Here is a 25,582-nt window from a genome sequence, read left to right as displayed (position 1 = left end):
CTTTCCTGGCCTTGTAATTGCTGTGAAAAACCCGGTTTCTCACCGAAATTTGTCGGAAAACCAGAAATATCTCCATAAACCGAGTTTCGTATCATTGGGTTGGGTCAAGCCCCTAGACAGAGCGAAAGTATTGTAATGTATAATACAAGGCAAGTTAAGACTGTGGCTCGCAAAAATGCTGTCAACAGCCCGGGAGATCAAAAGGCATGACCCGCACCAAAGTTACACAAATGTCACGATCGACTTTAGAACAAGAGATTTTACTCAATCGAATTACCAATCGCATCCGCAACTCTTTAGAACTGCAAGAGATTTTGACGACAACTGCGCTAGAAATCCGCAGCTTTTTACAGAGCGATCGAGTAAAAGTTTATCGCTTTGAGGCCGACGGTAGCGGTGAGGTCATTGCTGAGTCCATCAACGGTGACAATTTGCCATCTATGCTGGGTTTGCGCTTTCCACCAGGCGACATTCCCCATAGTGCTCGGGAAATGTTTCTCAAAGCGCGGCAGCGAGTGATTGTAGATGTGGAATTGAAGCATCAAACAATTAATCGGTTAGATTGTCCCGAAACCGGTAAAACTTTAGCAGTTGAAGATATTACCTATCGTCCTGTAGACCCTTGTCACGCTGAATATCTGAAGGCTATGGGAGCACGTTCTTCTCTGACGGTGCCGATTTTGCATCAAAATCACCTTTGGGGGCTGTTGGTGTCTCACCATAGTCAACCGAAACGGTTTAGCGATCGAGAATTGAAAATGGTGCAGTTGCTTGTGGATCAACTTTCAATTGCGATCGCCCAATCTTTCCTGCTGAGTCAAGCTAGACAGCAAGCGCGCGACGAAGCTGTTATCAACCAAATTACCAGTTTGCTGCATTCTCCTCTGGAACTCCACGAAATTCGGAAAGCAGTTCTCGAACAAACTGTCAAGCATTTGCATGGTTCAGGAGGGCGTCTCTACATTGCAGCCGAGTTTGGCGATCGGCCCGCTTTGCTTTATACCTGTGGCCAGCAGCCAGCGGACATCGACCTTGAACTCAGCCCATTTTGGCAGCAGATTATGGGGAGGGCAAACCAAGACGATCCACCACAAACAGCTAATCATACAAGCCAATTAGGTATTTTTGAAAATCTATATTCCCAGCATTACAGCTCAATTGACAGCAATATTTCCAGTTTTCTCGTACCGCACTTGTACGCAATTTCCGATATTTCTAAAGAACCTCAACTTAAATCTGTATCTGCCAATTTAGTCGCAGCTTCCATTCGATCTTTTTTGGCAGTACCGCTGCAATATCGCCAACAGTGCATCGGCTGTCTCACCGTTTTTCGCAGCCCTATACAAACCGAAATTTTGTGGGCGGGCCGTTGCAGTTCGGACGCCCGGCACGATCGTCCCCGACAGTCCTTTGCAGCTTGGAAAGAAATCAAAACCGGCGAAGCTCAAAAGTGGACTAGCGAGGAACAGAAGCTAGCACAATCTTTAGGAACTCACCTGTACATGGCTGCAATGCAGAGGCGCGTCGAGGCGATGATCCGACATCAAGCTTCTCACGATCCATTAACCGGTTTACCCAATAGATTACTGTTTAATGAAAGGCTGTCTTTAGCTTTAGCTAGCGCTCACCAAAATGGAGAAATGCTGGCGGTAATCTTTCTAGATTTAGATAGATTTAAAAATGTTAACGATACTCTCGGTCACCCAGTGGGCGATTTGTTGCTGCAAAGTGTATCTCGGCGTTTGACTAACTGTTTGCGCGTGGGGGATTCGATGGCTCGTTGGGGCGGGGATGAATTTACTGTGCTGCTGTACAATATCAACACCCCGGAGGAAGCAACTAAGATTTGCCAGCTAATTATCCAGAGTTTAAGCAGTCCTTTTGATTTTGAGGGTCTGGAACTTTATATTAAGGCTAGCTTGGGAGTTGCTTTGGCTCCTTATGATGGAGAAGATGCAGAAACTTTGCTGAAAAATGCTGATGCGGCGATGTATAAAGCTAAACAGAAAGGTCGCAATAATTATCAGTTTTACACGCAGGCGATCGGCAGTAAAGTCTCCGAGGATCTTAACTTAGAAAATGATCTTTACAAAGCTCTAAACAAATCTGAGTTTGTCCTGCACTATCAACCGCAAATAAATTTAAATACTGGCAAAATAGCGGGCATGGAAGCTCTGATTCGCTGGGAGCATCCCGAACGCGGTTTGATTCCTCCCGATCGATTTATTCCCTTAGCTGAGGAAACAGGATTAATCTGCCAAATTGACGAATGGGTGATGCGGACTGCTTGCTTGCAAAATCGAGCGTGGCAATTACTGGGATTGCCGCCGATTCGGATAGCAGTGAATTTATCAGCCCGCCAGTTTCTGCAACCTCACACTGTACAAAGCATCGCTGAAATTTTATCAGAAACCAAGTTAAATCCCGAATATTTAGAAATAGAAATTACCGAGAGCATTGCCATGACAGATGTGAGCTTTACTGTGTCGGTATTGCAGCAGTTGCAGGACATGGGAATTCACATTTCTCTGGACGATTTTGGCACTGGTTATTCTTCGCTGTGGTCTCTGAAAAACTTTCCCCTCAATAATTTAAAAATAGACAAATCTTTCGTGGCCGATTTGGTGACCGGCAGCAGCGGTGCTACTATTGTGAAACTGGCGATCGCCTTGGGACAGGGGCTGAATTTACAGGTGATTGCTGAGGGAGTGGAAACAGCAGAACAGTTAGCGTTTTTGCGATCGCATCAGTGCGATATGGGTCAGGGTTACTTCTTTAGCAAACCAATACCGGCGGCGGCGGCAACGCAATTGTGCTTAGAAAATCAATCTGGGAAATAATATTGATTCCGCTTGCACCGTCCGTGATTGCGGACTGTTGACTCACAGTGAACAGTCAACAGTCAACAGTCAACAGTCAACATCATTCCGGTGTAACCGGAAATGATATTACTGCCAAACAAACACTTTGGCTTCGTATTCCGGCAAGTCAATCATAATATTGTCATCGCCAGATTCAACATCATAATTCCCAGTCCATTCGTGCCAAGTTCCGTTGGCAGGGAAGTGGGGAACGCTGTAACCTGCCAGATAATTTTCCGACATATTCGCCACAACTACAACTCTGGAACCTTCATCGTTCCAGCGAGTGTAAGCAAAAACTTTCGAGTCGGGGTCTTCGTGGAAAAACTCGATGTTTTCTGTGTAAAGTGCTTGGTTATTTTTACGCAGGTGAATCAAGCCTTTGTAGTATTCCCACAAACCTTTATTCAGGTCATTTCCTAGCAGCGTCCAGTCAATTTTAGATTGCTCAATTGTTTTGCCTTTGTATTCGCCAAATTCTTCGCCCATCCAAATCAGCGGCACGCCAACTGCTGTCATTAACAGCACGGTTCCCAACTTTGCCCGCTTGAAGGCGGCTTCATCCAAAATTCCGCGATCGCCCAATTCGGCAAAAATGCGATCGTGATCGTGATTACTCAAATAATTGACTACATTCGTAGCACCCAAGTAACCTTGCCGCTTGCAGTCGATTACCTCTTTGAGCCGTTCTAAATCAAAATTGTCCCCGCACAGTTGTGGAATTATGGAGTGATAGAAACTGTCGTGCCAGCAGCCGTCCATCGGCCCGTCTAGATTGGTGATGCTGGGCTCGTCGGGAATGTATTCGGCAACAGTGTAAAACGGTTTGGGGCCGGCGACATTTTTGGCTTCTTGAACTACCCAGTGCATAAAATCGTAGTTAGCAATTTGTCGCGCCGCATCGAAACGAATGCCGTCGAGATGATATTCTTGAACCCAGAAGCGGACTGTATCGCCAGCAAATCTGCGTGCGGGGAAAGTTCCTAAGTTTTCGTCGTAGAATTCGTAGTTAAATTCCGGGCCCCAATTGTTGTCTGGATCGCGGGGCTCGTGGTGATACCAATAATCGTGATCAATTTGAGTGAGGGGGCTCGATGCTTCCGAGTGGTTGTAAATCCCGTCCATGATCACGCGAATCCCGCGCCCGTGACACTCGTCTATCAGGTTTTTGAGTTCTTCTGTGGTTCCGTAGCTGGACTCGGCCGCGAAGAAGTAGCGGGGGTTGTAGCCCCAACTGTAGTCGCCTGGGTATTCTTTGAGGGGCATGAGTTCGATCGCGTTGACGCCGAGTTCGACTAGGTAATCGAGTTTTTCGACGACGTGCTTGTACTTGCCGCGGGCCAGCGGGTCTGCTTCGCCACCGGAAAAGTCGGCAACGTGCATTTCATAAATCACTAATTCCCGATCGGCCGGTAGCGGTTTATCGTCGTGTTTCCAAACATAGGTATCGATAATGCGATCGCCATCTTTGATCCGAACAATGCCGTTTTGAGTAGGATCGTCGATGTCAGTCGCGTAGGGATCGACCACATCTACCCACTGATCTGCTTCCAGAAACCAGCTTTTCGACTGAACGCGAAATTTGTATTGATAAACGCCATCCTCCAACTCAACTCGCGTGCGAAAATAACCTTCTTCGTCCTTTTCCATCGGAATATCTTCCCAATTAGAAAAAGAGCCAATCAAGGCAGCTCCTTTGTTGTAGGGAGCAAATAACTTGAATTCAATTGGGGCGGCCATAATACCTCTTTCTAAAATATTTCAGTAGCAGTTGATACTTTTAATTTCGCAAATTTAAGCGAACTCAGGCATCACTCTACGGATATAATTTTTTTAAGGCTTAACTCTTCCTAAAAGTATCGTAATCAGGCCTCTGTCTCCGCCTTTTATGAATTGATATCGCGCAATATTGGCAGTGCCAGCGAAATTTATCTAACTGGGGATCGCTCAACAACAAGTATTAGTAATACGCTATTTTTTTAGCATCTATCTTAAGGTAGATTTACTGATTGAAAGATAAAAAAAATCTGTACTGGGGTAGATGCAACTTTAAAGTTTACCTCTTTTTTAACAACAAACAATTGCTCGGCGGGTGCACACTGCCTACCCTAATTTTTTGGTAACAATTAGTGAGTCGGTGTGCACTGCACACCCTTAATCCGTGGCCGTAAGGTGCGCCCAGCGCACCCTACTTTTAACTTGATTTTGCCTGATGATCGGGCTTCATCCAACCAAGCCAGAACGCAGGGCGAGAACGGCTGCCTGAGTGCGGTCATCAGCGCACAACTTGTTCAAAATATTGCGGACGTGAGTCTTGACTGTACCGACAGTAATGTACAGCTTTTCGGCGATTGCAGCATTGCTGTAACCCTGCACGATCAGTTCCAAAACTTCTAATTCCCGTTCGGTTAAAGGGTAAGTCTCAATGATGTGACTGAACTCAGGTTCAGCAGCCTTAATTGTGACTCTTTTGCCCTCAGCCTTTGGTTCTTCCGGCGCGGCTTCCTGAGTGCGAGCTTGTTTCAGGACAATGCGGGCGATCGCCGGATCGATCCAAGAGTTACCTTCGTGAGTTACTTTTACTACATCTAATAACTGATCGAAGCTAATATCTTTCATGCAGTAAGAGTCAGCTCCGGCGGCAAAAGCTGCCAGAACTTCTTCTTCATTGTCCTGAAAAGTCAGAATCAAAATTTTTGTATCGGGATCGGACTCCGCTACCGATTTCTTGAACTTTTGTGTAAGTTCAATGCCATCAAAATCCGGCAAGCCAATATCTACAATTGCAACGTCAGGTTTTGAAGACTGAAGCAGTTTCAATCCCTCTGTAGCGTTAGCTGCATCGCCGACAACTTCTATCGTGTCACGCTGTTGTAAAGCTGTGCGGATGCCCACTCTTGTCAGGTCATGGTCTTCTACCAAAGCAACGCGAATTTTACTCATCTTTCTTCCAATAGTCCGCTAAACTTTTAAAATATCATCAACTGACTCAGCTAAACTGAGTAAATTTGAGAATGTGTCCTGATTTAGGGTTTTACAGGCTGCACATCATTTTTAAGCATACTCATGCAGCCGCCAAGAATGCAAGTTAATTTTTAAGTTATTTTGCGGCGATGCCTGCACGAGCCCGATCGGGACAGGTAAGCTCTCAATGTTTCAACAGTTTAACTAAATTATCTCATTGTCCGCCCGTTGATAGAGGTAAGGATTCCACTACCCAGATAGATTTAAAGTATAAAAAATTTTGATGCACTTGGCTCGTCAAAATCAATAAAGCTAGCAGCACGAGTCTTTAGCCGGTGTTAGGGCTATAGTCCAATGCTTATTTATATAACCTGTTATGACTCAGTATCACGGCAATAAGTCTTTTCAGTCGGAGTTTTCCGACTCGGAAATCTTACACAAAGTATCTGAAATAACATCCCCCCAACCGCAAGTTGGCGACTGCGAAACTCAGGACGATCGCCTGTGGTCGGCAATTCCTCACATAGTTTGGAAAACAAATGCCGACGGCTGGGCGACTTATTTCTGTCAGCGCTGGGAGGAGTACACCGGGGTACCAGCAGCAGCAGCTTTGGGTTTCGGCTATCTGGCGCGCGTCCACCCAGAAGACCGCCCTCGTCTATTGGCGAGATCGCACACTTCTAAGTGCCCGTCGCCAAGCTACGAAATTATATTTCGTCTGCAGACGCGAGAGGGCACATACCGCTGGAACGTCGCGAGAGGAGGGCCCGCTAATCTAGACAGTCAGGAAGTTTTGGAGTGGGTGGGAACCTACACAGATATGGAACCGATCAAACAAACTAAAGCCGAACCCCAAGCAGAACAAGAGTTTTGGCCGCATCAAGCGCGATCGGAAGCTAACTTCAAAGCTGAAAAATTGTGCGAAGCCCGGACGGTAATAGAGGCTGGGCGAGATTTGCAGGTGATAGAGCGGTTTACAAATATATTGAGCCAGCGGGCGGGTAGCTTATGCCAGTTGTTGCAAGGCATTGCGGATGCGACTGTAGAGGCGATCGCAGGAGCGGAATTTTGCCTAGTTGCTCTCCTGGAGTCCGATTGCAGCGGTCTCAAACTCAGCGCTGTCGGGGGTACGGAAAACTTTGGTGGGGGCAAAACCCCGCACGTGCAAAACAAGCTGCTGTGGAAAGCATTTGCGACGGGAGAGTCTGTACTGTGGCGGTCGGAGTGCCGCAAAGGCTTGCTGCCGGCGGCGGCTTGTGCAGCGGCGATCGAGTCCGGGCCGAGCGGGCGTTTGGGTGTGCTGGCCATCGGCAACGGGAAGGACAGCGCGGCGATTGACGGGCATACTCAGCAACTGCTGGCGGTGATGGGAAAACAAGCGGCGATGGCAATTAACAACGCACTGGCGATCGAAAAATTAAAAAAGCAGGAACAGCTTTTAGACTTGCAAAACGAGCTGCTAATTCGCCAGCAGGAAGAACTCGAAAATCAGGGGCGACGCATTCAACAGCAAAAATTGCAACTGCTAGAAGCAGCCAAGTTAAAATCGCAATTTTTGGGCATCATGTCCCACGAATTGCGAACTCCCATGAATTCGATTATCGGCTTTTCCCAATTGCTGCTGCGCCAGCACAAACAACTGCTGAGCGCCCAGCAAACAGAAATGGTGGGGCGCATTTTACATAACGGCAAAAACCTGCTACTGCTAATTAACGATATCCTCGACCTCTCCAAAATCGAGAGTGGCCACACAGAATTAAAAATTGAAAAATTTAATTTAGCGCATTTAGTAATGGATGTCGCGCTGGAATTCGGAAATCAAGCCACCGATAAGAACGTGGCATTGTCCGTCAGTGTCTGCTTGCAGGATCAGTTGATAGTTAATGACAAGTTGCGCCTGCGGCAAATTTTGGTGAATCTCGTTTCTAACGCGGTTAAATTCACCCATGAGGGCAGCATCTACATTGAGGTGCGGCAATTAAAGGGCGATCGGCTAATTATCACCGTTCGGGATACAGGAATCGGCATCTGTGAAAAGAATCTTCCCCACATTTTCGACAAGTTCCGCCAAGGCGACCAAACCACAACTCGCCAATATCCAGGCACCGGTTTAGGACTAGCTATTTGTGCTTCTTTAGTCAAGATGATCGACGGTACAATTACTGCCGAAAGTCCACTCAAAAAAGGTTCGATATTTCGGATGGAATTCCCGCGAAAAATTTACCCTAAACAACTCACTTGCTGACTGAAAACCTTTTTATATTTCTCAGAAGAGCCGATTTTAACCGCTCATACAAAAACTTTCGTCCCTCTCTAAGACACGAAAGAATAAATATGAGTAAGAGCCAAAAAAGGTTTTACCTACTAATTATAGCGGTAGGGTGCACCTCGGCGCACCCTACATATAGAGGTTTTGGGTAATTCCTTTATTCTTGAGTCCCTCTCTGCTAGGAGGAGAGTTTGTGTAGGATAGGTTGCAACAGCAGACTCTTACCTACAGACTAGAAGTTTTCCCTACTTCTGCCTGAGTAGCAATTGGTTTAACATCGGTGTAGCCCATATTATTAGCTACGTCGCGCAGCACTGTAATTTGCTGTTCAAACTCAAGACCTTCAATTTGACCCAACACACCATTGACAGCCTCAGTTGCCTCATATCCTTCGGGGATATCGACAATTGTTTCCCCCATACCAATAGCCCAAGCATACCAAACCACCAACTGATTGTTAGCAGTCAAAGCTCCGTAAGCGTGGGAATAGGGCGTGTCGTCGCGGTTAACAATACCGCGCATTATATTCAGTTGTTGGTCATGGGAAAGCTTGTAAAAATCATCCAGCAGCATGGGAGCTAATTGTGGGTCGGCGGCGGCGGGAGCGGCTGGTGTAATTGAATCTCCCATTTTTTCATAAACAAAGTAGAGCAGCGCCAGTTTTTCATCTGTACCCAACCCGTTGATTGTCTGAACGATGTTTTTAGTGTCGTTGGAGAGAGAGTGAGGATTGGTGGCGGCGGGTGAGTTCATAAACAAAATTCCTTAAAAATGCTTCCAGAATATATAAATATCAACATTTGTAAGTGTCCGTCACCATCCCCGAGAGGTAATACGATTTTAGATTTTAAATTTTAGATTTTAGATTAAACAATGGGGAATGGCTTAGTATGTATGGGTTTGGATCTTGTCTAAAGCTGCATTTTTTTCGGAAAGTGGCGTAATGTTAAGGCACCACCCTAGAATATATCATCCTTAAGATAGAAGCGAACGATACATCTGCGGGTAGATAAAAAAGCAGGGAATTCAAGTAATAATTGATACAGTGAATTGTTAAATAAAACTAGCAAGGAGTCGGCTATGTCTGAAATCAATACAGAACCAAATAACATTGAGAGCTTTGACGCTCAGCAGATCACTGAAAGCGCGGAAGCTGGAGAACAAAAGTTGCCGACCGTTGATGTATCAGCAGACTACGAAGCTTCAAAAGAATTCAGCGTTAGTGACATTGATCGCACGGGTGCGGGCGCTCAAGCTGCCGCCGCTGCAACTGCACCTAAATTTCCTATTCCCGCTGCTAAAGATATCGCCAAGCCTGCAGATACAAGTGGCAATCCCGCTGATTTTCGTTCGATGGCTCAGGACATTACGCCTGCAGGTACACCGGGCGAAGTTACAGACGATTTGATGCAGAAAGCGATCGATCTTGGGACTCCTGGCAGTTAATTTAGAAATTCTCGATCCTCGATGCAAAACCTCTGTATTGTAGGGTGCTGATGCCCCGCTTCACCCCTATAATTACCGCGTCAAATCACGTTTTGCATAAGTCCTGAATGGTCAAGTGAGTGCACGATAAGATGCAATACAGTAGGGACACAACAATGTTGTGTCCTTAAATTTTTAATTTTTAGTGTCCCTAATCGCTTAATTTTAAGTCGATCGCCCGACAAATTTTGCCGACAGTGCGATCGCCCAAAATTTCAATTACTAAATCAACGCGATCGCCCTCCAGCATCGACTTAATAAATAACTCTGGATGCAGCGCTTTCCAGAAATATTCGACAAACCGATTAATTTCAGCTTCTGACATTCCCGACTTCCCCGCTGCCATCATTTCCCGTTCCGCCTGATTGCGCCACACTTGAGAAAGGCGATAATCTTGGGGATACAAAACCATCAACCCATCTAATCGGTTCCACAGCGGCAAATAGTCGTGCAGCTTCGCATTCATATCGCGCGCATACTGACAGTCGCTTTCTGTGGAAATCGGAAACGGTGCATCCGCCAAAAACTCGCTTAATTTGGCATCCACCACCGGATTCACACCGACAAACCAACCTTCAAAAAGTACAATATCCGCACCGGAAATAATTTCCGGTTGGCTTCTATCTCCAGCACCTCCATAGGCAGATTTGTCAAACCTGGGAATTTCTATATTTTTATTAATTAAATCGGGTTGGAGGGCATCTAATTTGGGATTGTCAACTGCTGCTAAATTGTGAGTCTGAGAAGCGCGCAACTTGTCTAAAACTGCGATTCCCAAGTCAATATCGTGAGTGCCGGGAGGGCCGCGCCAAATTAAACGCGGGTCGGCTTTTTGGAGTTGTTGGCGATCGGCATAAGTCTTGTAAAGATCGTCTAAAGAAAGGCTGACAGTAGAATATCCCAATTTTCCCAGAATCAGCCTCAAAACTTGGCATAAAGTAGTTTTTCCCGTTCCTTGCACTCCTAAAATTCCTTGAATTAAAGGACGGTTTAAACTTTGTTTTGCAGCCGATAATTGCATTGCCAGCGGCAGCCAAAGATTCCACAAAGTTTCGAGGAAAACAGTTGACTTTAGGGGGAAAGTATGCAGTTCGTCAAGAAGAGAAAAAAATAAATCGGTTTTGCAGCGGACAACATCGGCTACATTGTCGGGAGTAATGCCAAAAGCGCGCGCTCGCACATCATCCGCAAGTTCCCACAAAGCCAGTCGATCGAAGTCGGGAGCGATCGGGCGCTCGCCAGCTTGCCACCGATGTAAAATTTCAACAGGGGTTATAGTCGATCGAGCCATATCCTAAAAACTCTCTATGCGGGGGCGGGTTTTGTACAAATACTATCTGCAAGTGACAAATATTTCATCCTAAACCCGCGCCGATTCAAAAAGTTTTTAAGAGCCTAGTTTGAAAGCCTCCACAAATAAATTGTAAGTCACGCCAATTTTCAGAGCATTGAGCATATCCACCCAAAAAGAACGGGCTACAGGCCGAGGGCCGCCGTAAACCAGCCAGCTAACGAACTCCGTCAACAACACCAACAGCCCGGCCGCGATAATATCCCAATCCGCAGATTGTCCAGCGATCGTCGAAATAGCTGTTCCCAAAAAAGTGCCGAATAGCAGACTAATTAGCAGGAGCGAAATCCGCCGCCAAGGATTGCTCAGCCACCCTCGGAAGCGATCGCCCAGAACATCAATCAATCTGTTAATTCGGGTATTCTGCATAAAAGTTATACAATTTGAGATTTGAGATTTGAGATTTGAGGTTGGGAATGACTGATGACTATTGGGGTTTGGAGTACGGGCCTATAGTGGTACTCTTTTTTTCAACTGGTATTAAAAGCTATACCGATAAGTAAACAAATGACCCTCCCGACCAACTCCAAATCCTTACCGGGGTCAGTATGTCGCCATCTAAAATCTCAAATTTAACATCTAAGATGGTATTGAGCGATCGCGGACTTATAGCCGAGAACGGTCAAGTAATTAAGTGTAACTGTATCTTGTGGCACAGCAGCCCCTGGTTTTACATTAAAAATAGTTAAGACTCATTACCGGTGCAGTCTATCCTGTAAGCCTAAAATTTATGAATCTTAAAATTTACCAGATCGTAATTGGAGTGTCGATCGTCCTAATTACAGGAATGTTTCTAGGACGTTTTGAAATCACTATCTCCAACGGTTCAAATCCTTCCAGCGATTGGCCCTCACAAGCCACCGCATATCCCCCCACACTCCCCGTTTCCCCAGTCGCCACAGCTTCTGCCGACACGACCAGCGAGCCCAAGCCCGACTCAACACCAACCCCCCCAGATGCAGAGGAGGAATTGCTTTCTTCAGTCCCTGTAAATACTAAAGCCTCCGGCCTTTTGCGCGTCAGCAACCGCAGCGAACACCCAGTGCGAGTGGCCCTGCTGTCGAAACGGCAAGCCAAGGAATCCTATGGAAAACCCGCGCACTGGGATTTTGCGCCGGGGGAAGGCGGTGGCAAGGGACTGATGCTATCGCTGCCGGAGGGCAATTTACAAGTCAAACGGGGAGACATTCTGGTGGTTTTTGCTCAGGATGGTTCTCGCCGCTACTGGGGGCCTTTCGTCGCCGGGGAGACACCCTCGCCGGCTTGGAACAGCACAGCCGGAGAATGGCAGTTAATTTTGCAGCCGTGAAGGCTTAGCTGCTGGTGCGGAGATTTTGGTCGAGAAAGCCGATTGATCCGGTCTTGTTGAGAAGGGTGTGGCTATGTGAGTTAACCTCACATAGCCGCATCATTATAAAGAACAGGCTTTCCGGCCTGTTCATGAAAGGCTTGTTGAGAATGGTGCAACATCTGAGTTTAACCAGATTCGATCGAGTTGGGAGTTTCGAGAATGCGAATCTTTCGGTAGACTCTCTAAGCGAGCTAAAATTTTAAATCTAAAATCGCAGGAAGTTTGGGTGAAGGAAGTTATTAAAAGTTTGTCAGAGTTTAGAAATCGCCGGATCGCACCTTTGCTGCTATCGATTTTATGGCTGTGCGCGATCGCCTGGGTAGGTTTCTTGTGGAATCTCGGCAACATCGGTTTAGTTGACGAAACCGAACCGTTATTTGCCGAAGCCGCCCGTCAAATGACAGTGACAGGAGATTGGATCACTCCTTATTTCAACGGCGAAACCAGGTTTGACAAGCCGCCGTTGATTTACTGGCTGATGGCTGTGGCTTACCGCACGCTGGGCGTTAACGAATGGGCCGTGCGTCTTCCCTCAGCCTTGTGCGCGATCGGTCTGACTTGCCTCGGATTTTATACCCTATCGAAGGAAGAAGGAAGAAGGAAGGAGGAAGAAGGAAGAAGGAAGGAGGAAAAAGAAATAAGGAAGAAGGAAGAAGGAAGTTCGGCAACGAGCACTGTACGGGATTTAACGGATGTCAGGAAGAAGGAAGAAGTCCGATGGAAGCCGGAAGAAGAAACAGAGAACAACAACTCAAAACTCAAAACTCCCCGTCTTCCGCTCTTTTTTTCTACTCCTTGGATTGGTGCTGCCCTAATAGCTTTAAATCCCCAAACTATTGCCTGGGGACGGACTGGCGTTTCAGATATGCTATTAGTCGGTTGTATGTGTTCGGCACTACTGGCATTTTTTCTCGGTTACACTCTAGAAGAACAGAGAGAAAAAGCAGAATTTCTCACTGTTTCCGCTTCCCGATTTCCCAATAAATGGTATCTGACTTTTTACGTACTAATTGCTTTAGCAATTCTGGCTAAGGGGCCTGTAGGAATTGTCGTTCCAGCGCTGATTGTTGGCAGCTTCGGGCTTTATTTGGGAAATTTTCGCCAACTTTGGCGCGAAATGCGTCCGGTGTCGGGAATCTTAATTATTCTGGCGATCGCCCTGCCTTGGTACATTTTCGTTATTTTAGACAACGGTCAAACTTATATTGACAGTTTTTTCGGCTATCACAATTTCCAGCGTTTTACTGGAGTAGTCAACAAACACTCGGCGCCTTGGTATTTTTACTTTTTTGTAGTGCTAGTTGGTTTTGCACCTTGGTCGATTTATTTGCCGGTGGCGATCGCCCGCACCCGTTTTTGGCAGCGCAGTTACTGGCGCCGTCAACCGCGATCGGCTCAGTTGAGTTTATTTGCCCTATTTTGGTTTGGCTGCATTTTTGGCTTTTTTACGATCGCCGTGACCAAATTGCCCAGTTATGTATTGCCTTTAATCCCCGCCGCTGCGATTTTGGTAACGCTGCTGTGGAGCGATATTATTGCGGGCAATGAACCAGAAAACAGGCGGGGAAAGTTAGAAAAAAAACCGAATTCTTTACCGCGAGGGCTGTTAGTTACATACATTTTTAATGTGATATTTTTATTAATTGTAGCCGGAGCAACTTTCTACAGCTACAACTGGCTGGGAGATGACCCGGCCATGCCCAATTTTCCCCAAGCAATTCAGCAGTCGGGATTGCTGATTGTAGGCGGTGCGATTTGGACAACTACAGCGGTGGCGATCGCACTTTTACTTTGGCAGCGGCAACAACGCTGGATTTTGGTTGCTAACTTCATCGGGTTAGTAGCATTTATCATCTTTGGTCTTACTCCCGCCTACAAAGTGGTCGATATCAACCGCCAGTTACCTCTGAGACAGTTAGCACAGGTTGCTGTTCAACAAAAACTGCCTGGGGAAGAGTTTATTATGGTTGGTTTCTGGAAACCAAGTCTGGTTTTTTATAGCCAAGAGCCGGTGACTTACTACCGAGCTGTCAGAAGGGCGATCGACTACATTAAGGAATCTAAAACCCCAACTTCTCCCTCTATTTTGTTGCTGGGATATCCAGAGAAATTTGTGGAATTAGGATTGCAACCAAATCAATATCAAGTGTTGGACAGTCGGGGTGCTTACCAACTCGCCAGGGTTCCGAGAACAGCATTTCGCTAGTGTCTATAGTGTTATTTAATACTTGTTGGTTAAACAAGGTAGAAAAATGATTACAACTAAGAATCTTCAACTACTTGCCGTCCAAAGGATTCACGTAGAAGCTTTCTTACGAAGTAAAAGCGAGCTTGCAGCAATTTTAAATGTCATAGTGCCTAATAGCTGGCCTCTTTTCCCAGAAGCATTTTCCCTCCCGGCTGACGAAGCTTGCGAATTTAATCCGCCTCCAACTGACTGGCACAGCTACTTCTTTATCCATCCAAAAAATCAAGTGCTGGTTGGCAACGGAGGTTTCACAGGCTCACCTGATGAGTCGGGGACTATAGAGATAGGTTATGAAATTGCTTCCGAATATTGGAATCGCGGATTTGCAACTGAGGTGGCACAGGGAATGATTGATTATGCTTTCGCTCACGAGGAGGTGAAAGCCGTCATCGCTCACACTTTAGCTGAAAAAAATGCCTCCTATAGCGTGTTGCAAAAAGTGGGAATGAAGTTCATTGCAGAGGTGGACGATCCTGAAGAAGGCAAGATATGGCGATGGCAAATAAGCAGGGATGAATATCATCCGACTTGAACTGTAAAGCCGTTTGGCTGTTTAAGCCACTGGTTTTGGCGGTAATTTGAAGGCTCTCGGTTGGAGCATTAAATCTGCCAGATTGCATAAAATCTATAATCTAGTCACTACCTAAAACCCGAAGCTGGGAGCCTACAATGGTTTCAATTCTCAACAAACCCTACTCATTAATCCATGAGATTTGCATTGAAAAAGTCGAGGGGTGGAAGTTGTTCAAATTTAGTGAACCGCTGCAACAGCGGATGGAAGAATTGTTAGAGAAGAAGAAGGCAGATCAACTAATGGCCGAAGAGGTATGGGAACTCGACGCTATGGGGGAATTAGATCGTATCTTTACCCACATCAATGCAATGATGGTGGCTGAAGATGTCAATCAGTGATCCGACGATATAGAACGTTTGGGTTAGCCACGCCCTTCAATGTATCCCTTAACAAGTTGGGTAAAAGCTAATACCTCAAGCATTAAGTAAGTGAATGAATTAGCTATTAAAAATGATTTATTAACTTTGTATTTTTCAATTATTTTTAGTCCCCAAATCCCTATTAATAATTCTAGGTAAACGGAAAAGAAAAACATAGGAATGAGTGTAATCATAATTTCCAACGGCAGAAATGGAAAAGAACCAGGCTGTACAGGCACGGTTGTGTGGAAGACGATATGTCCAATAAACGCCCCAATACATAGGATAATAAAACCTCCCCCTATCGTCGATATGATATTTGTTATAAAAGCAATAAAAATTGCTTTTAGGATACTCAGATTGAGTAGTTTTTTGTGAATATAAGCTTCTATCGCGATAATGGGAATTAGCAAAACAATTTGATAGACAACACTCTGACTGAATAGTGGAATTCCGGCATTGGCGAGATATAGAGATGTATTTAAGTGCATAAAAAAGCTAGTAGAAAACATAGAAGTGGGTCTCCTGTAGTTATTAATGATGATAATTAGCCTGCCATTTGTTGAGCCTAGCCTCAAGTTGTCTGAAACAATGGAGAATGGATAGGATGCCATTTTAGTGTAAAAGTATGGTAGCCATGACTGAGTTACTCGAACGTGCGTTAGCGGAGCCCTCGAAGAGGATCGCCAAGTTGAAAACATTGTCTGCCAGCGAGCAAGATGCCCTCGCTTCAATGATTCTGGAAGAACTTGAAGACGATAGGCGCTGGGATCAAGTATTCTCCTGTTCCCCAGATGCTCTTGCTAAACTCGCAGTGACCGCAATGGCTGAGTATCATGCAGGCAAAACCGAAAAACTCGATCCAGAAACATTGTGAATTCAAGCACTACAACCGAGTTCCGTTTAATGAAGCTCAAGATCAGTTGCAGCAGTTGATCGCTCCCATGAGTCAGTCACTTCAACCGATCGTGATCGCAGGACAAACTAGCAATGCAGTGTTATTATCTGAATCTGACTCCGCATCTGTTAAGGAAACACTGTATCTTTTCTCAGTGCCGGGAATGCGGGAATCGATTCGGGAAGGACTGGCAACGGCGATCGAGGATTGCGATCGCTCTTTGGAGTGGTGAGGAGATCCCACTAGACGTGCAATAATCAGCCATATTCTCTGGTACGCGATCGCCTGAACCTATGGATGCGCTAATCGGCAAAACTTTACAGGGTGGAAAGTACACCCTCGAACAAGAATTGGGCCGCGGCGGCTTTGGAATAACTTTCAGGGCAAATCACCGCTATTTAGGACAGCCTGTAGTCATAAAAACCCTCAACGAATCTCTGCGGCAGCAACCCAATTTTGCTGAGTTCGATCGCAAGTTTCAAGACGAAGCGAGGCGGTTGGCTTCCTGCGTTCATCCGAATATTGTCCGCGTTAGCGATTTCTTTGTCGAAGACGGGCAGCCTTACATGGTGATGGACTACATAGCCGGTCAGAATTTGGGCGATGTAGTCGGTTCAAATAATCCGCTGCCAGAAAATCTTGCAATTCTCTACATCACTCAAATTGGCGCTGCTTTAAAAGTAGTTCATCAAAAGGGTTTGCTGCACCGAGATGTCAAGCCGCAAAACATTCTTTTGCGCCAAGGTACTCAGGAAGTCGTGCTGATTGATTTTGGCATTGCCCGCGAGTTTACTCCTGGTACAACCCAAAGTCACACTAATATGGTGTCCGACGGCTACGCGCCGCCAGAACAGTATTTTGCCCAAGGAAAATATACGCCCGCCACAGATGTTTACGGTATGGCGGCGACGCTTTATACTCTGCTGACAGCACAGGTGCCCGTGGCTGCAATTTTGCGTACCAGCCAGCCGATGCCTTCGCCCCGCGACTTGCAGCCTCAGCTAAGTACGACAGTCAGCCAAGCGGTGATGCGGGGGATGACGGTAGAAGCTCAAAATCGCCCTGCTAGCGTCGATGAGTGGCTGTCGCTGCTGCATGGGCAGGGGGGTGCAGCGTCGCCGAGCACCGGGCCGACAGTGGCGGTGATTCCGGGACACGGGCCTCAGTCGCCTGCGGGTTCCAGAACAGCGCCTGCTGTGGTGTCTTCTGGGCAAGGCAGCCGCAAGGTTTGGTGGATTTTGGGGTTCGTGGCGATCGCACTTATTGTTGCAGGTTTGGTCGGGATTGCTAGGGTTTTCCTCAACCGGCCGTCTTCGGAACCCGCACCTGTGGCCCAGGACGATCGCACTTCGGCACCTGCTGATCCAGACGCGCGATCGAGCACCGCACCAATTCCCGCGCTGACACCAACGCCAGCACCCACTCCCAGAGAAACTCCGCCGCCTGCTGCTGAAACTCCAGCGCCTGCTGCTGAAACTCCAGCGCCTGCTGCTGAAACTCCAACACCAGCCCCAGCGCCAACACCAGCGCCTTCTCCGGAGGCTGTCGAACCCACACCAACGGAAAAACTTGTTGACAAAGAGTTGCCGCCTGATCGATCGCCCGCACCCAGCCCCGAACAACCGGGAACCAATTATCAGAAGACTCCCACAATCCCAGGGTATGCGGTTGGTACGCCGGAAAGTCAGATTTTATCCGAATTGGGAGAACCGACTGACTCTCAAGCCCGGGGCTATTGGCCAAATACTCGCACCGCACTTTACGAAATATTGCCAAATCGGATTACTCTCGGCTACATATACGATCGCGATTCGGGCGAGCTAGTACAAACAGAGGGTTCTTTTGCCCAGTCTGTGGACGATTTGGTAGTACGAACCGCCTTAAACGGGATGGTGGGCGGCGCCAGCCGGGAGATTTTGCAAGGCTTGGGCGACGTGCAGCAGCGCCGGAGTAATCGGTTTACGTTTAAGAAGGGTTCGCTGGAAGGGATGATCGAACGCAACGAGCGCGATCGGATTTACATCGGCGTCTGGGACGAAAATTTGCATTAAACTTGGCAGGGCTGACATTTTGCACCCTTGTCAATAAACCTGGGCGGGCTCTTCGGCCCACCCCACAGGAAAAATCAACTCTTGTGGAACAAGCCCGAAAGCCTGTTCAAGAAAATGGTGCACGATGTAAATATTCCCGACTCAGCTTTGTGCCAAAATCGAAAATCCAAAATCTAAAATCGGTTGACTTGACGCAACACGAAATATTGTCTATCATAAAAGAACACACGAGGGGCTGTAATGGTTTCGACAGGGTGGCGAAAGCTGCTCCGTGATGCAGGTCGAGAGGGAGTCTACTCTCGTTAATATCGGCTCAAAAAAAATAGTAAATGCGAACAACATCGTTCCTTTCGCTCGCAAAGCCGTAGCTGTAGCCTAAAAACTTCTTGAGCTTGGTTTAGAGTGTATGCCACCTCACTCCGTTAAAGGTAGCATAACAACCCCCAACGGATGCCCTGGCTAAACGTTTCTAGTCGGCTAGCTAGGAAAGCAATCACTAGAAAATCCCCCCATTTGGGATAAAAATGGTTCCCGCCCCGAGGATTAGAGGGGATAAACCTGTGAACGATCGGAAGGTAAATACCCGCTTTGGACGGCAGTTCGATTCTGCCCAGTTCCATAAAAGAAGTAGCGTAAAATCAATGGTTTAAGCCATTTGAAAGTTACTTTAAAGCATTAAAAGGGCCCAGAGTTAACTCTGGGCCCTTTTGTTTGGCCTAAATCTGGCTTATAGCTGAGTCTAGATCCCCCTCGCATCCCAGGGCTGTTTCATTCTCAGGAAAATCATGGTTTTGTAGGGGTAGTCCCCCCGTGCCTACCCCGCTACCGACGATCGAAGGGGCGTTTCAGGCATCGGGGCAACGACGGGGGTTTACCCCGGAGCGAGAATGAAACAGCCCTGCCTCGCATCCCCATAATTAATTAAAGGGAGTCGGGGGGATCGAGGTTTGAGACACGAGAGTGCATAAATCCAGATTGATTTCTTACTCAAAATCGATCGGGCACTCAACAGTCAACCATCAACCATAAGTTACCCACCCATTAGCTACGCTGCGGGCTCATATAATTATAACTTCACCTTGTCTGTGCGTTCTTGGAGCCTGTCGGGCGATATACTATTAGGCGGTAAAGCATTAAAAATCTTTACAAAGACCCCGATTTCTAAGCCTACTCCTACAAAGGACGGGTGAAAAATTATATGCTGATCGCTCAAAAGCTGGACAAATGAACCCAGGAATTGACTTACAAGGAAGTTTCGTAGAAGCCCTCATGAATTTGGGCTTACCGGCGGACATCGCCCAAGTGCTTTGGCTACCGCTGCCAATGTTGCTGATGATTGTCGCTGCCGTTTTCGGGGTACTCACTAGCGTCTGGCTAGAACGGAAAATTTCCGCCGCCGCTCAACAGCGGGTAGGCCCGGAATTCATCGGCCCTCTGGGAGTTTTAGCACCCGTTGCTGACGGTCTGAAGTTGGTATTCAAAGAAGACATCGTACCGGCCAAAGCTGACGCGCTGCTATTTACCCTAGGCCCGGTAATTGTGGTGATTCCAGTTTTTCTCTCCTACTTAATCGTGCCGTTCGGAGAGCATATGCTGATCGCCGATATGGGGACAGCGATATTTCTGTGGATTGCCCTGTCTAGTATTCAGCCGATCGGCTTGCTGATGTCCGGCTATGCTTCCAACAACAAATACGCCCTCCTCGGAGGACTCAGAGCCGCGGCTCAATCCCTCAGCTACGAAATTCCCCTAGCTTTGGCAGTATTGGCAGTCGTGATGATGTCCAATAGCCTCAGTACGATCGACATCGTACAGCAGCAAGCCGGCTACGGCATTCTTGGTTGGAATATCTGGCGGCAACCAGCAGGTTTCCTGATTTTCTGGATCGCAGCACTAGCAGAATGCGAACGGTTGCCCTTTGACCTCCCGGAAGCAGAAGAAGAATTGGTAGCAGGATATCAGACTGAGTATACAGGCATGAAATTTGCCTTGTACTATATCGCTTCCTACGTTAACCTCGTCCTTTCTTGCCTGCTAGTAGCAGTTTTGTACCTCGGCGGCTGGGAATGCCCGATTCCTGTCGGAGTGCTGACAAATGCCCTGGGATTGAGCGAGACGACTCCTTGGTTACAGGTAATTACTGGCTTGCTGGGCATTACAATGACCATGTTGAAAGCCTACTTTTTCCTATTTCTGGCAGTTCTGCTCCGCTGGACTCTGCCGCGAGTTCGGATCGACCAATTGCTAGATTTGGGATGGAAGTTTTTACTTCCCGTTGCTCTAGTTAATTTGCTATTGACCGCAGCTTTGAAACTTGCCTTTCCCTTTGCTTTTGGCGGTTAATTAATAATAGGTAAAAGGCAATAGCTAAACAAAAATAGCTGTTAACCAATTACCTATTATTAATTATCAATTACCAAAAACTCAAGTACAGAGAGAGAACACCATGCTAAAATTCCTCAATCAAGTAGGCGAATACGCCAAAGAGACTCTTCAAGCTGCTAAGTATATCGGTCAAGGGCTATCTGTTACTTTTGACCACATGAGACGCCGGCCGATTACGGTGCAGTATCCTTACGAGAAACTAATTCCTTCGGAACGTTTCCGGGGTCGAATTCACTTTGAATTTGACAAGTGCATCTCCTGCGAAGTCTGCGTTCGGGTGTGTCCGATCAATTTGCCTGTAGTGGATTGGGAATTTAACAAAGAAACTAAGAAGAAGCAACTCAAGCACTACAGTATCGATTTCGGAGTGTGTATCTTCTGCGGCAACTGCGTAGAATATTGTCCGACTAATTGTTTGTCGATGACAGAAGAGTATGAGTTGGCCACCTACGAACGTCACGAATTGAATTTTGACAACGTGGCCCTCGGACGTTTACCCTACAAGGTTACAGACGATCCGATGGTGACACCGATGCGGGAATTCGCTTATTTGCCGAAAGGTGCGATCGACCCCCATGAAGTTTCCTACACCGATCGCCGCGCCGGTCTGCGTCCAGAGGAAATTATCGAAAAGTAAGGAAGTAGTCATTAGTTAGTATAGCCATCCTAAATCATTTGTGAATTTCTTACTCCCTCCCCTTGATAAGGGGAGGGCTGGGGTGGGGTCAAAAATTTACAACTCCTGCAAGGATTGCTATAGTCATCAGTCATTAGTGAAACAACCAATTATTAATGACTACTAACTAATGAGTAAAAACGAACAATAGAAAACTAATAATTGAGGATAAAAAATTGTGAATCTAGCTGAAGGGGTTCAAATTGTTTCATTTGGCATACTGTCGGTAATGATGATTGCAGGAGCACTAGGAGTAGTGCTGTTCTCCAATATCGTTTACTCAGCATTTTTGTTGTGCGGCGTATTTACCAGCATTGCCGGTTTGTACCTGTTGCTGAATGCCGACTTTGTAGCAGCAGCGCAGGTATTGATTTATGTTGGTGCTGTTAACGTCTTGATTTTGTTTGCCATCATGCTAGTAAACAAGCGAGAAGACTTCCGCACAATTCCCAACGCTTGGGTGCGTCAAGTAGCAACTGCGCTGGTTTGTGCTGGTTTATTTGCGCTTTTGGGTACGATGGTGGTGTCTACTCCTTGGGCTATTGTCGCGACGACAGGATCACCGGCAGAAAGTTCGATCGTCACAATCGCCAAACATTTCTTCACCGACTTTTTGCTGCCTTTCGAGTTAGCATCAGTGTTTTTGTTGATGGCAATGGTAGGGGCAATTGTGTTGGCGCGCCGTGATTTTTTCCCGGATGAACTGTCAAAGAAGCTATCCGAAACACCTGCTTTGAGTTTGCCGGAAAGACCTCGCGAATTAGTTTCTGCCGGAGATGTGTCTTCGCCAGAATCTAAGTAATATTATGGTGCGCTTAGCGCACCATAGTGTTAGTTTTGTAGTAACTTTAGATTGAGACAAAATCGCAAAATTTATGCAACTGCAACTCCAGTATTTCCTGTTATTAGCCGCCGCACTTTTCTGTATTGGTATTTACGGTTTGATTACCAGCAGAAATGCAGTGCGCGTGTTGATGTCGATCGAGTTGATGCTGAATGCTGTCAATCTCAATTTGATGGGTTTCTCCAATTATCTCGACCCTGTACAAATTAAGGGCCAAGTATTTACCGTGTTTGTAGTTACGGTAGCGGCGGCTGAAGCTGCGGTGGGTTTGGCAATTGTTTTGGCGATTTATCGCAACCGCAATACCGTAGACATGGAAGAATTTAACTTGCTGAAGTGGTAATTAGTCAGTTGGCAGTTGGCAGTTGGTAGTTGATTGTTGATGGTTGATTGTTGACAACTGACAACTGACAACTGACAACTGACAACTGCCAACTGACTAATAACTAATGACTTCTAGTAATTTCTAGAGTAATTCTGCCACCGAAATCAGGGATGGGTGCAGCAGGTTTCGAGAGTTGTAGTTTAACTTTTTCGACTAACGGTAGTTCTAAAAGCGCTTGAGCAATAGTATCTGCTAGGCGTTCGATTAATAAAAATTTCGACTCTTGGACTAGCTTTTGAATCAGAGTAATTGCGCTGCGGTAATCAAGAGTATGTTGAATATCATCACTTTTTCCAGCTTGCGATAAATCCAGCCATAGAGTAACATCCACTTCAAACCACTGCCCCAAAACTTGCTCTTCCGGCAGATAGCCCGTATATCCGTAACAGCGAATTCCTGTAAGTTGAATAGAATCCATTTTGCAATAAACTAAAAGTGCGTTGTCTATACCACTTTGTATTAAACCAGATAAAGTTCTTTTTATCTTCCGTCTCTTTTTTTGCCCTTTTCTTTCTCCCTCTGCGCTCTTTGCGCCCTCTGCGGTTCAATCACTCTTATTCTATCTTAGATTTTATAACTCTTCTCCTTTCTCCAACTTGTCCAGTAAATCCTCAGCAACTTCATACCATTTCCTCCTAATTTCAGCATCTTCTGGCTTTTCTGTCAAGCTGCGCCCTTGTAATTCTGGATATTTATTGTAATATAATTCATCCACTTTTTGATAGAATATATCTTGATTAATGTTGAGATTTTTGCGTCGTTTACCAATCTTTTCTTGACGAATTATTTCGGCTTCCTCTAAGGATGTATCGGAAGGTTGCTGGCGCGAAGAAAATTTAGGTAAATCCGGCAACTTTGGCAATGTGAAACCAGATTTGACTACACTAAAAGCTAAAATTCCGGGGACCAAAATCACACTTAAACTCCCTAGGGTTTTCCAAGGAATTAACTTGAATGTGGGGTTGTTATTAACAATTTGAGGATTTTGGTGAACAGGGGTATGATTGCTGGTAGCAGTTTGAGTGGTGTTTTTGAACGGGCGGCCGACAAAGTTCATTGTCACCATTTGGGAAATTATACTGCCAATGTGAGATAGTTTTGGATCTTTCAGTGCTTCGCGGACTGCTTTTGCAGATTGGTAGCGATCGCCCGGTTGTTCTGCTAGCATCTTATCCAAGACCGTAGCGAGATTTTGACTGACTGTGACGTGCGATCGCCAATCCCAAGTTTTATTATTGATATCGTACAATTTTTGAGGCTTTTTGCCGCTTAGCAGTACCAAAGCCGTGACGGCTAAAGCGTACAAATCGCTAGCAGCAGACACTTTCCCCAGTCGCATTTGTTCGGCTGGCGAATAACCCTGTTTGCCGATCGTCGTATCCGATTGTCCGTTAAACTGAAGTACGGCATTTGCTGCGATTTGCTTAACCGAACCGAAATCAATTAAAAATGGTAGTTTGTCAGCATCATGCTGAATGATATTATCCGGGGAAATATCGCGGTGAATTAAATTTTTCGAGTGGATGTATTCTAAAACTGGTAAAAGCTGAAATAGCAGTTGAGTAACTTCGGCTTCGCTAAAATTTTTACCTTGCTGCTGGCACGATATCAATAGTTCTTCGTAAGTTTGACCCTTGATATAATCTTGCACTAAAAATAAAGATGGATTCCCGCCCAAATCCGTTCGCAGGAGTTCTCGAAACCTTGGAATTTGCGGGTGTTGGAGGTGGTAAAGCATACTCGCTTCGCGATCGAACAATTCGGCCGCTTTCGGGCTGTGAACCACCGGAGAAAACTCTTTGAGTACGCAATGTTCGTTGTAGCGGTTGATATCTTCGGCGAGATAAGTGCGGCCGAAACCGCCTCGGCCCAATTCGCGGAGGATGCGGTAGCGTTTTTCGAGAGTCGAACCTGGGGTGAGGAGAGATGAGTTAGACATAAACCACGGCAAATTGTTGATTTGGGGAGTCGCCGAGCACAGTATAGCTTATTGTAGCTAAGTTTGTTTGAATGGGATAGAAGGAAGGGCGATCGCCCCAGCAATATCAATCCTCTACTCAATAGCTTTAGCGATCGTTTGATGATGTAGACTCTCCCTCATCATTATCAAAAAAACGACTAAACTAAGCGCTATTTCTGGACTAGCTTTTAACTAGAATTGCTTCTCATCCTGATGTTGTCGTCAAATCGAGGTGAAGTCAACTGGCTGTCCATATTCTGCACAATTGTGTCCCATTAGGTGATTCAGCTTTTGGGGAGATGTCTAATGTTTCTGGGCCCAATGACAACTTGAGTAATTTGAGTGAATTCTGTCTGCTCTGGAAATAGCGATCGCCTCTAGGGGCAGTTATACATAATATAAACATTTGTCAATGCGTAAGTCCTAGAAGTAAGATACTGGGGAGCGATCTTTTCTGAGGATTAGCAACAATTCTATACATAAAATTGTCAAAAAATGTATTATTATATGGTTTTAAATATTTGAATATTTTTCAAAGGTAGGAGTCTTCCGTAGATAAGAGGATAGAAGAGTTATAAGACTAGAGTCTTTTGGAGGAATTTTAATGTAATGTAATAACAATGACATATATTAGCATCTTCCTTCAACTATAATACATATTGTTGGGCAAAAGAGAGCGTAATATTGATATTAACCAAGTACCTGGACAAATTCTAAAAAAGCCTCAGCCAGTTAGTGGATGACTGCAACTCCGAAAGTTCCGTTAGGTCTGCTCTTGGTTCGAGCTTTTATCCTAAATATTTTTGTGGCTATAGGAATAACGGGGTATGTCTGTCTACTGAATGGACAAATAGCTACCCAATAAATTGTCAAACTCCGCCATGAGGCTAGAATACAGATTAACAATTATCCTCATAGCCC

Annotated in this window: 22 protein-coding genes and 1 other RNA gene; 15 read left to right on the top strand and 8 right to left on the bottom strand. The window is 46.0% G+C overall.

Features of this window, described 5'->3' with window-relative positions; translation table 11 throughout:
• Window positions 1–206: 206 nt before the first annotated feature.
• The gene (locus Q5691_RS14140) at window positions 207–2,840 is read left to right on the top strand and encodes an EAL domain-containing protein (protein WP_333345301.1); all 2,634 of its coding nucleotides are present in this window, start codon (window positions 207–209) and stop codon (window positions 2,838–2,840) included.
• Between the two features lie 108 nt (window positions 2,841–2,948).
• On the opposite strand, the gene Q5691_RS14135 is transcribed toward Q5691_RS14140, so the two are convergent.
• Complete coding sequence (locus Q5691_RS14135) at window positions 2,949–4,601, bottom strand: alpha-amylase family glycosyl hydrolase (RefSeq protein ID WP_333209688.1); 1,653 nt, start codon at window positions 4,599–4,601, stop codon at window positions 2,949–2,951.
• A gap of 483 nt (window positions 4,602–5,084) precedes the next feature.
• A complete protein-coding gene (locus Q5691_RS14130) occupies window positions 5,085–5,804 on the bottom strand; it encodes a response regulator transcription factor (RefSeq protein WP_333082892.1) in 720 nt (239 codons plus the stop codon).
• Window positions 5,805–6,201: 397 nt separating this feature from the next.
• Here Q5691_RS14130 and Q5691_RS14125 point away from each other — a divergent pair, with 397 nt between their 5' ends.
• Complete coding sequence (locus tag Q5691_RS14125) at window positions 6,202–8,070, top strand: PAS domain-containing sensor histidine kinase (RefSeq protein WP_333209690.1); 1,869 nt, start codon at window positions 6,202–6,204, stop codon at window positions 8,068–8,070.
• 249 nt (window positions 8,071–8,319) lie between these two features.
• On the opposite strand, the gene Q5691_RS14120 is transcribed toward Q5691_RS14125, so the two are convergent.
• Window positions 8,320–8,847: an orange carotenoid protein N-terminal domain-containing protein gene (locus Q5691_RS14120; RefSeq protein WP_333209692.1), complete on the bottom strand. Its 528-nt coding sequence runs from the start codon at window positions 8,845–8,847 to the stop codon at window positions 8,320–8,322.
• Between the two features lie 327 nt (window positions 8,848–9,174).
• Here Q5691_RS14120 and Q5691_RS14115 point away from each other — a divergent pair, with 327 nt between their 5' ends.
• A complete protein-coding gene (locus Q5691_RS14115; protein ID WP_333209694.1) occupies window positions 9,175–9,540 on the top strand; it encodes a hypothetical protein in 366 nt (121 codons plus the stop codon).
• A gap of 190 nt (window positions 9,541–9,730) precedes the next feature.
• Here Q5691_RS14115 and Q5691_RS14110 read toward each other — a convergent pair whose 3' ends face one another.
• Together Q5691_RS14110 and Q5691_RS14105 are read right to left on the bottom strand one after the other, a co-directional pair.
• Window positions 9,731–10,870, bottom strand: coding sequence for a glycerate kinase (locus tag Q5691_RS14110; protein WP_333345299.1), 1,140 nt, complete (start codon window positions 10,868–10,870; stop codon window positions 9,731–9,733).
• A 96-nt stretch (window positions 10,871–10,966) separates the two neighbouring features.
• A complete protein-coding gene (locus tag Q5691_RS14105) occupies window positions 10,967–11,299 on the bottom strand; it encodes a DUF565 domain-containing protein (RefSeq protein WP_333294226.1) in 333 nt (110 codons plus the stop codon).
• A gap of 361 nt (window positions 11,300–11,660) precedes the next feature.
• Between Q5691_RS14105 and Q5691_RS14100 the strand changes: the two genes are divergently transcribed.
• From Q5691_RS14100 to Q5691_RS14085, 4 genes are all read left to right on the top strand, one after another.
• Window positions 11,661–12,239 (top strand): hypothetical protein, encoded by a 579-nt coding sequence (locus tag Q5691_RS14100; protein WP_333345297.1) that lies wholly within the window; start codon window positions 11,661–11,663, stop codon window positions 12,237–12,239.
• A 268-nt stretch (window positions 12,240–12,507) separates the two neighbouring features.
• Window positions 12,508–14,487, top strand: coding sequence for a glycosyltransferase family 39 protein (locus Q5691_RS14095; protein ID WP_333345295.1), 1,980 nt, complete (start codon window positions 12,508–12,510; stop codon window positions 14,485–14,487).
• 46 nt (window positions 14,488–14,533) lie between these two features.
• Window positions 14,534–15,061: a GNAT family N-acetyltransferase gene (locus Q5691_RS14090; protein ID WP_333345293.1), complete on the top strand. Its 528-nt coding sequence runs from the start codon at window positions 14,534–14,536 to the stop codon at window positions 15,059–15,061.
• Between the two features lie 137 nt (window positions 15,062–15,198).
• Complete coding sequence (locus Q5691_RS14085; RefSeq protein ID WP_333209706.1) at window positions 15,199–15,441, top strand: hypothetical protein; 243 nt, start codon at window positions 15,199–15,201, stop codon at window positions 15,439–15,441.
• A 23-nt stretch (window positions 15,442–15,464) separates the two neighbouring features.
• Here the strand turns inward: Q5691_RS14085 and Q5691_RS14080 are convergent, their stop codons facing one another.
• Complete coding sequence (locus Q5691_RS14080; RefSeq protein WP_333209708.1) at window positions 15,465–15,974, bottom strand: hypothetical protein; 510 nt, start codon at window positions 15,972–15,974, stop codon at window positions 15,465–15,467.
• A 179-nt stretch (window positions 15,975–16,153) separates the two neighbouring features.
• Between Q5691_RS14080 and Q5691_RS14075 the strand changes: the two genes are divergently transcribed.
• The 8 genes from Q5691_RS14075 to nuoK all read left to right on the top strand — a co-directional run bounded on the left by Q5691_RS14075 (window position 16,154) and on the right by nuoK (window position 22,659).
• Window positions 16,154–16,339, top strand: a complete 186-nt coding sequence (locus Q5691_RS14075) for a hypothetical protein (RefSeq protein WP_333345290.1) — start codon at window positions 16,154–16,156, stop codon at window positions 16,337–16,339.
• Complete coding sequence (locus Q5691_RS14070) at window positions 16,299–16,592, top strand: type II toxin-antitoxin system Phd/YefM family antitoxin (protein ID WP_333345288.1); 294 nt, start codon at window positions 16,299–16,301, stop codon at window positions 16,590–16,592. Before Q5691_RS14075 ends, Q5691_RS14070 begins: the two co-directional genes overlap by 41 nt.
• A 61-nt stretch (window positions 16,593–16,653) precedes the next feature.
• Window positions 16,654–18,411: a protein kinase domain-containing protein gene (locus tag Q5691_RS14065; RefSeq protein ID WP_333345286.1), complete on the top strand. Its 1,758-nt coding sequence runs from the start codon at window positions 16,654–16,656 to the stop codon at window positions 18,409–18,411.
• A gap of 231 nt (window positions 18,412–18,642) precedes the next feature.
• Window positions 18,643–19,033: a transfer-messenger RNA gene (gene ssrA, locus Q5691_RS14060) on the top strand.
• Between the two features lie 602 nt (window positions 19,034–19,635).
• Window positions 19,636–20,754 (top strand): NADH-quinone oxidoreductase subunit NuoH, encoded by a 1,119-nt coding sequence (gene nuoH, locus Q5691_RS14055; protein WP_333153446.1) that lies wholly within the window; start codon window positions 19,636–19,638, stop codon window positions 20,752–20,754.
• 103 nt (window positions 20,755–20,857) lie between these two features.
• Complete coding sequence (gene ndhI / locus Q5691_RS14050; protein WP_333042046.1) at window positions 20,858–21,433, top strand: NAD(P)H-quinone oxidoreductase subunit I; 576 nt, start codon at window positions 20,858–20,860, stop codon at window positions 21,431–21,433.
• A gap of 217 nt (window positions 21,434–21,650) precedes the next feature.
• Window positions 21,651–22,274, top strand: coding sequence for an NADH-quinone oxidoreductase subunit J (locus Q5691_RS14045; protein WP_333345284.1), 624 nt, complete (start codon window positions 21,651–21,653; stop codon window positions 22,272–22,274).
• A gap of 79 nt (window positions 22,275–22,353) precedes the next feature.
• A complete protein-coding gene (gene nuoK, locus Q5691_RS14040; protein ID WP_228042566.1) occupies window positions 22,354–22,659 on the top strand; it encodes an NADH-quinone oxidoreductase subunit NuoK in 306 nt (101 codons plus the stop codon).
• Between the two features lie 103 nt (window positions 22,660–22,762).
• Here nuoK and folB read toward each other — a convergent pair whose 3' ends face one another.
• Both folB and Q5691_RS14030 read right to left on the bottom strand, forming a co-directional pair.
• Window positions 22,763–23,119, bottom strand: coding sequence for a dihydroneopterin aldolase (folB, locus tag Q5691_RS14035; RefSeq protein ID WP_190662829.1), 357 nt, complete (start codon window positions 23,117–23,119; stop codon window positions 22,763–22,765).
• Window positions 23,120–23,272: 153 nt separating this feature from the next.
• Entirely contained in the window at window positions 23,273–24,640 is a 1,368-nt protein-coding gene (locus Q5691_RS14030; RefSeq protein WP_333308735.1) for a serine/threonine-protein kinase, read from the bottom strand.
• Window positions 24,641–25,582 lie beyond the last annotated feature (942 nt).

This window comes from Microcoleus sp. w1-18aA5, assembly GCF_036701705.1.
Taxonomy (GTDB): Bacteria; Cyanobacteriota; Cyanobacteriia; order Cyanobacteriales; family Microcoleaceae; genus Microcoleus.
This window is presented reverse-complemented; position numbering and strand designations above follow the sequence as displayed.

Bases quoted from the DNA above. Each gene is read 5' to 3' on its own strand.
- Q5691_RS14120 (WP_333209692.1), bottom strand. From the start codon at position 8,847: ATGAACTCACCCGCCGCCACCAATCCTCACTCTCTCTCCAACGACACT.
- Q5691_RS14090 (WP_333345293.1), top strand. From the start codon at position 14,534: ATGATTACAACTAAGAATCTTCAACTACTTGCCGTCCAAAGGATTCAC.
- ndhI (WP_333042046.1), top strand. From the start codon at position 20,858: ATGCTAAAATTCCTCAATCAAGTAGGCGAATACGCCAAAGAGACTCTT.
- Q5691_RS14135 (WP_333209688.1), bottom strand. From the start codon at position 4,601: ATGGCCGCCCCAATTGAATTCAAGTTATTTGCTCCCTACAACAAAGGA.
- Q5691_RS14100 (WP_333345297.1), top strand. From the start codon at position 11,661: ATGAATCTTAAAATTTACCAGATCGTAATTGGAGTGTCGATCGTCCTA.
- nuoH (WP_333153446.1), top strand. From the start codon at position 19,636: ATGAACCCAGGAATTGACTTACAAGGAAGTTTCGTAGAAGCCCTCATG.
- Q5691_RS14105 (WP_333294226.1), bottom strand. From the start codon at position 11,299: ATGCAGAATACCCGAATTAACAGATTGATTGATGTTCTGGGCGATCGC.
- Q5691_RS14080 (WP_333209708.1), bottom strand. From the start codon at position 15,974: ATGTTTTCTACTAGCTTTTTTATGCACTTAAATACATCTCTATATCTC.
- Q5691_RS14085 (WP_333209706.1), top strand. From the start codon at position 15,199: ATGGTTTCAATTCTCAACAAACCCTACTCATTAATCCATGAGATTTGC.
- Q5691_RS14065 (WP_333345286.1), top strand. From the start codon at position 16,654: ATGGATGCGCTAATCGGCAAAACTTTACAGGGTGGAAAGTACACCCTC.
- Q5691_RS14125 (WP_333209690.1), top strand. From the start codon at position 6,202: ATGACTCAGTATCACGGCAATAAGTCTTTTCAGTCGGAGTTTTCCGAC.
- Q5691_RS14110 (WP_333345299.1), bottom strand. From the start codon at position 10,870: ATGGCTCGATCGACTATAACCCCTGTTGAAATTTTACATCGGTGGCAA.
- Q5691_RS14130 (WP_333082892.1), bottom strand. From the start codon at position 5,804: ATGAGTAAAATTCGCGTTGCTTTGGTAGAAGACCATGACCTGACAAGA.
- Q5691_RS14070 (WP_333345288.1), top strand. From the start codon at position 16,299: ATGCAGGCAAAACCGAAAAACTCGATCCAGAAACATTGTGAATTCAAG.
- folB (WP_190662829.1), bottom strand. From the start codon at position 23,119: ATGGATTCTATTCAACTTACAGGAATTCGCTGTTACGGATATACGGGC.
- Q5691_RS14140 (WP_333345301.1), top strand. From the start codon at position 207: ATGACCCGCACCAAAGTTACACAAATGTCACGATCGACTTTAGAACAA.
- Q5691_RS14030 (WP_333308735.1), bottom strand. From the start codon at position 24,640: ATGTCTAACTCATCTCTCCTCACCCCAGGTTCGACTCTCGAAAAACGC.
- Q5691_RS14115 (WP_333209694.1), top strand. From the start codon at position 9,175: ATGTCTGAAATCAATACAGAACCAAATAACATTGAGAGCTTTGACGCT.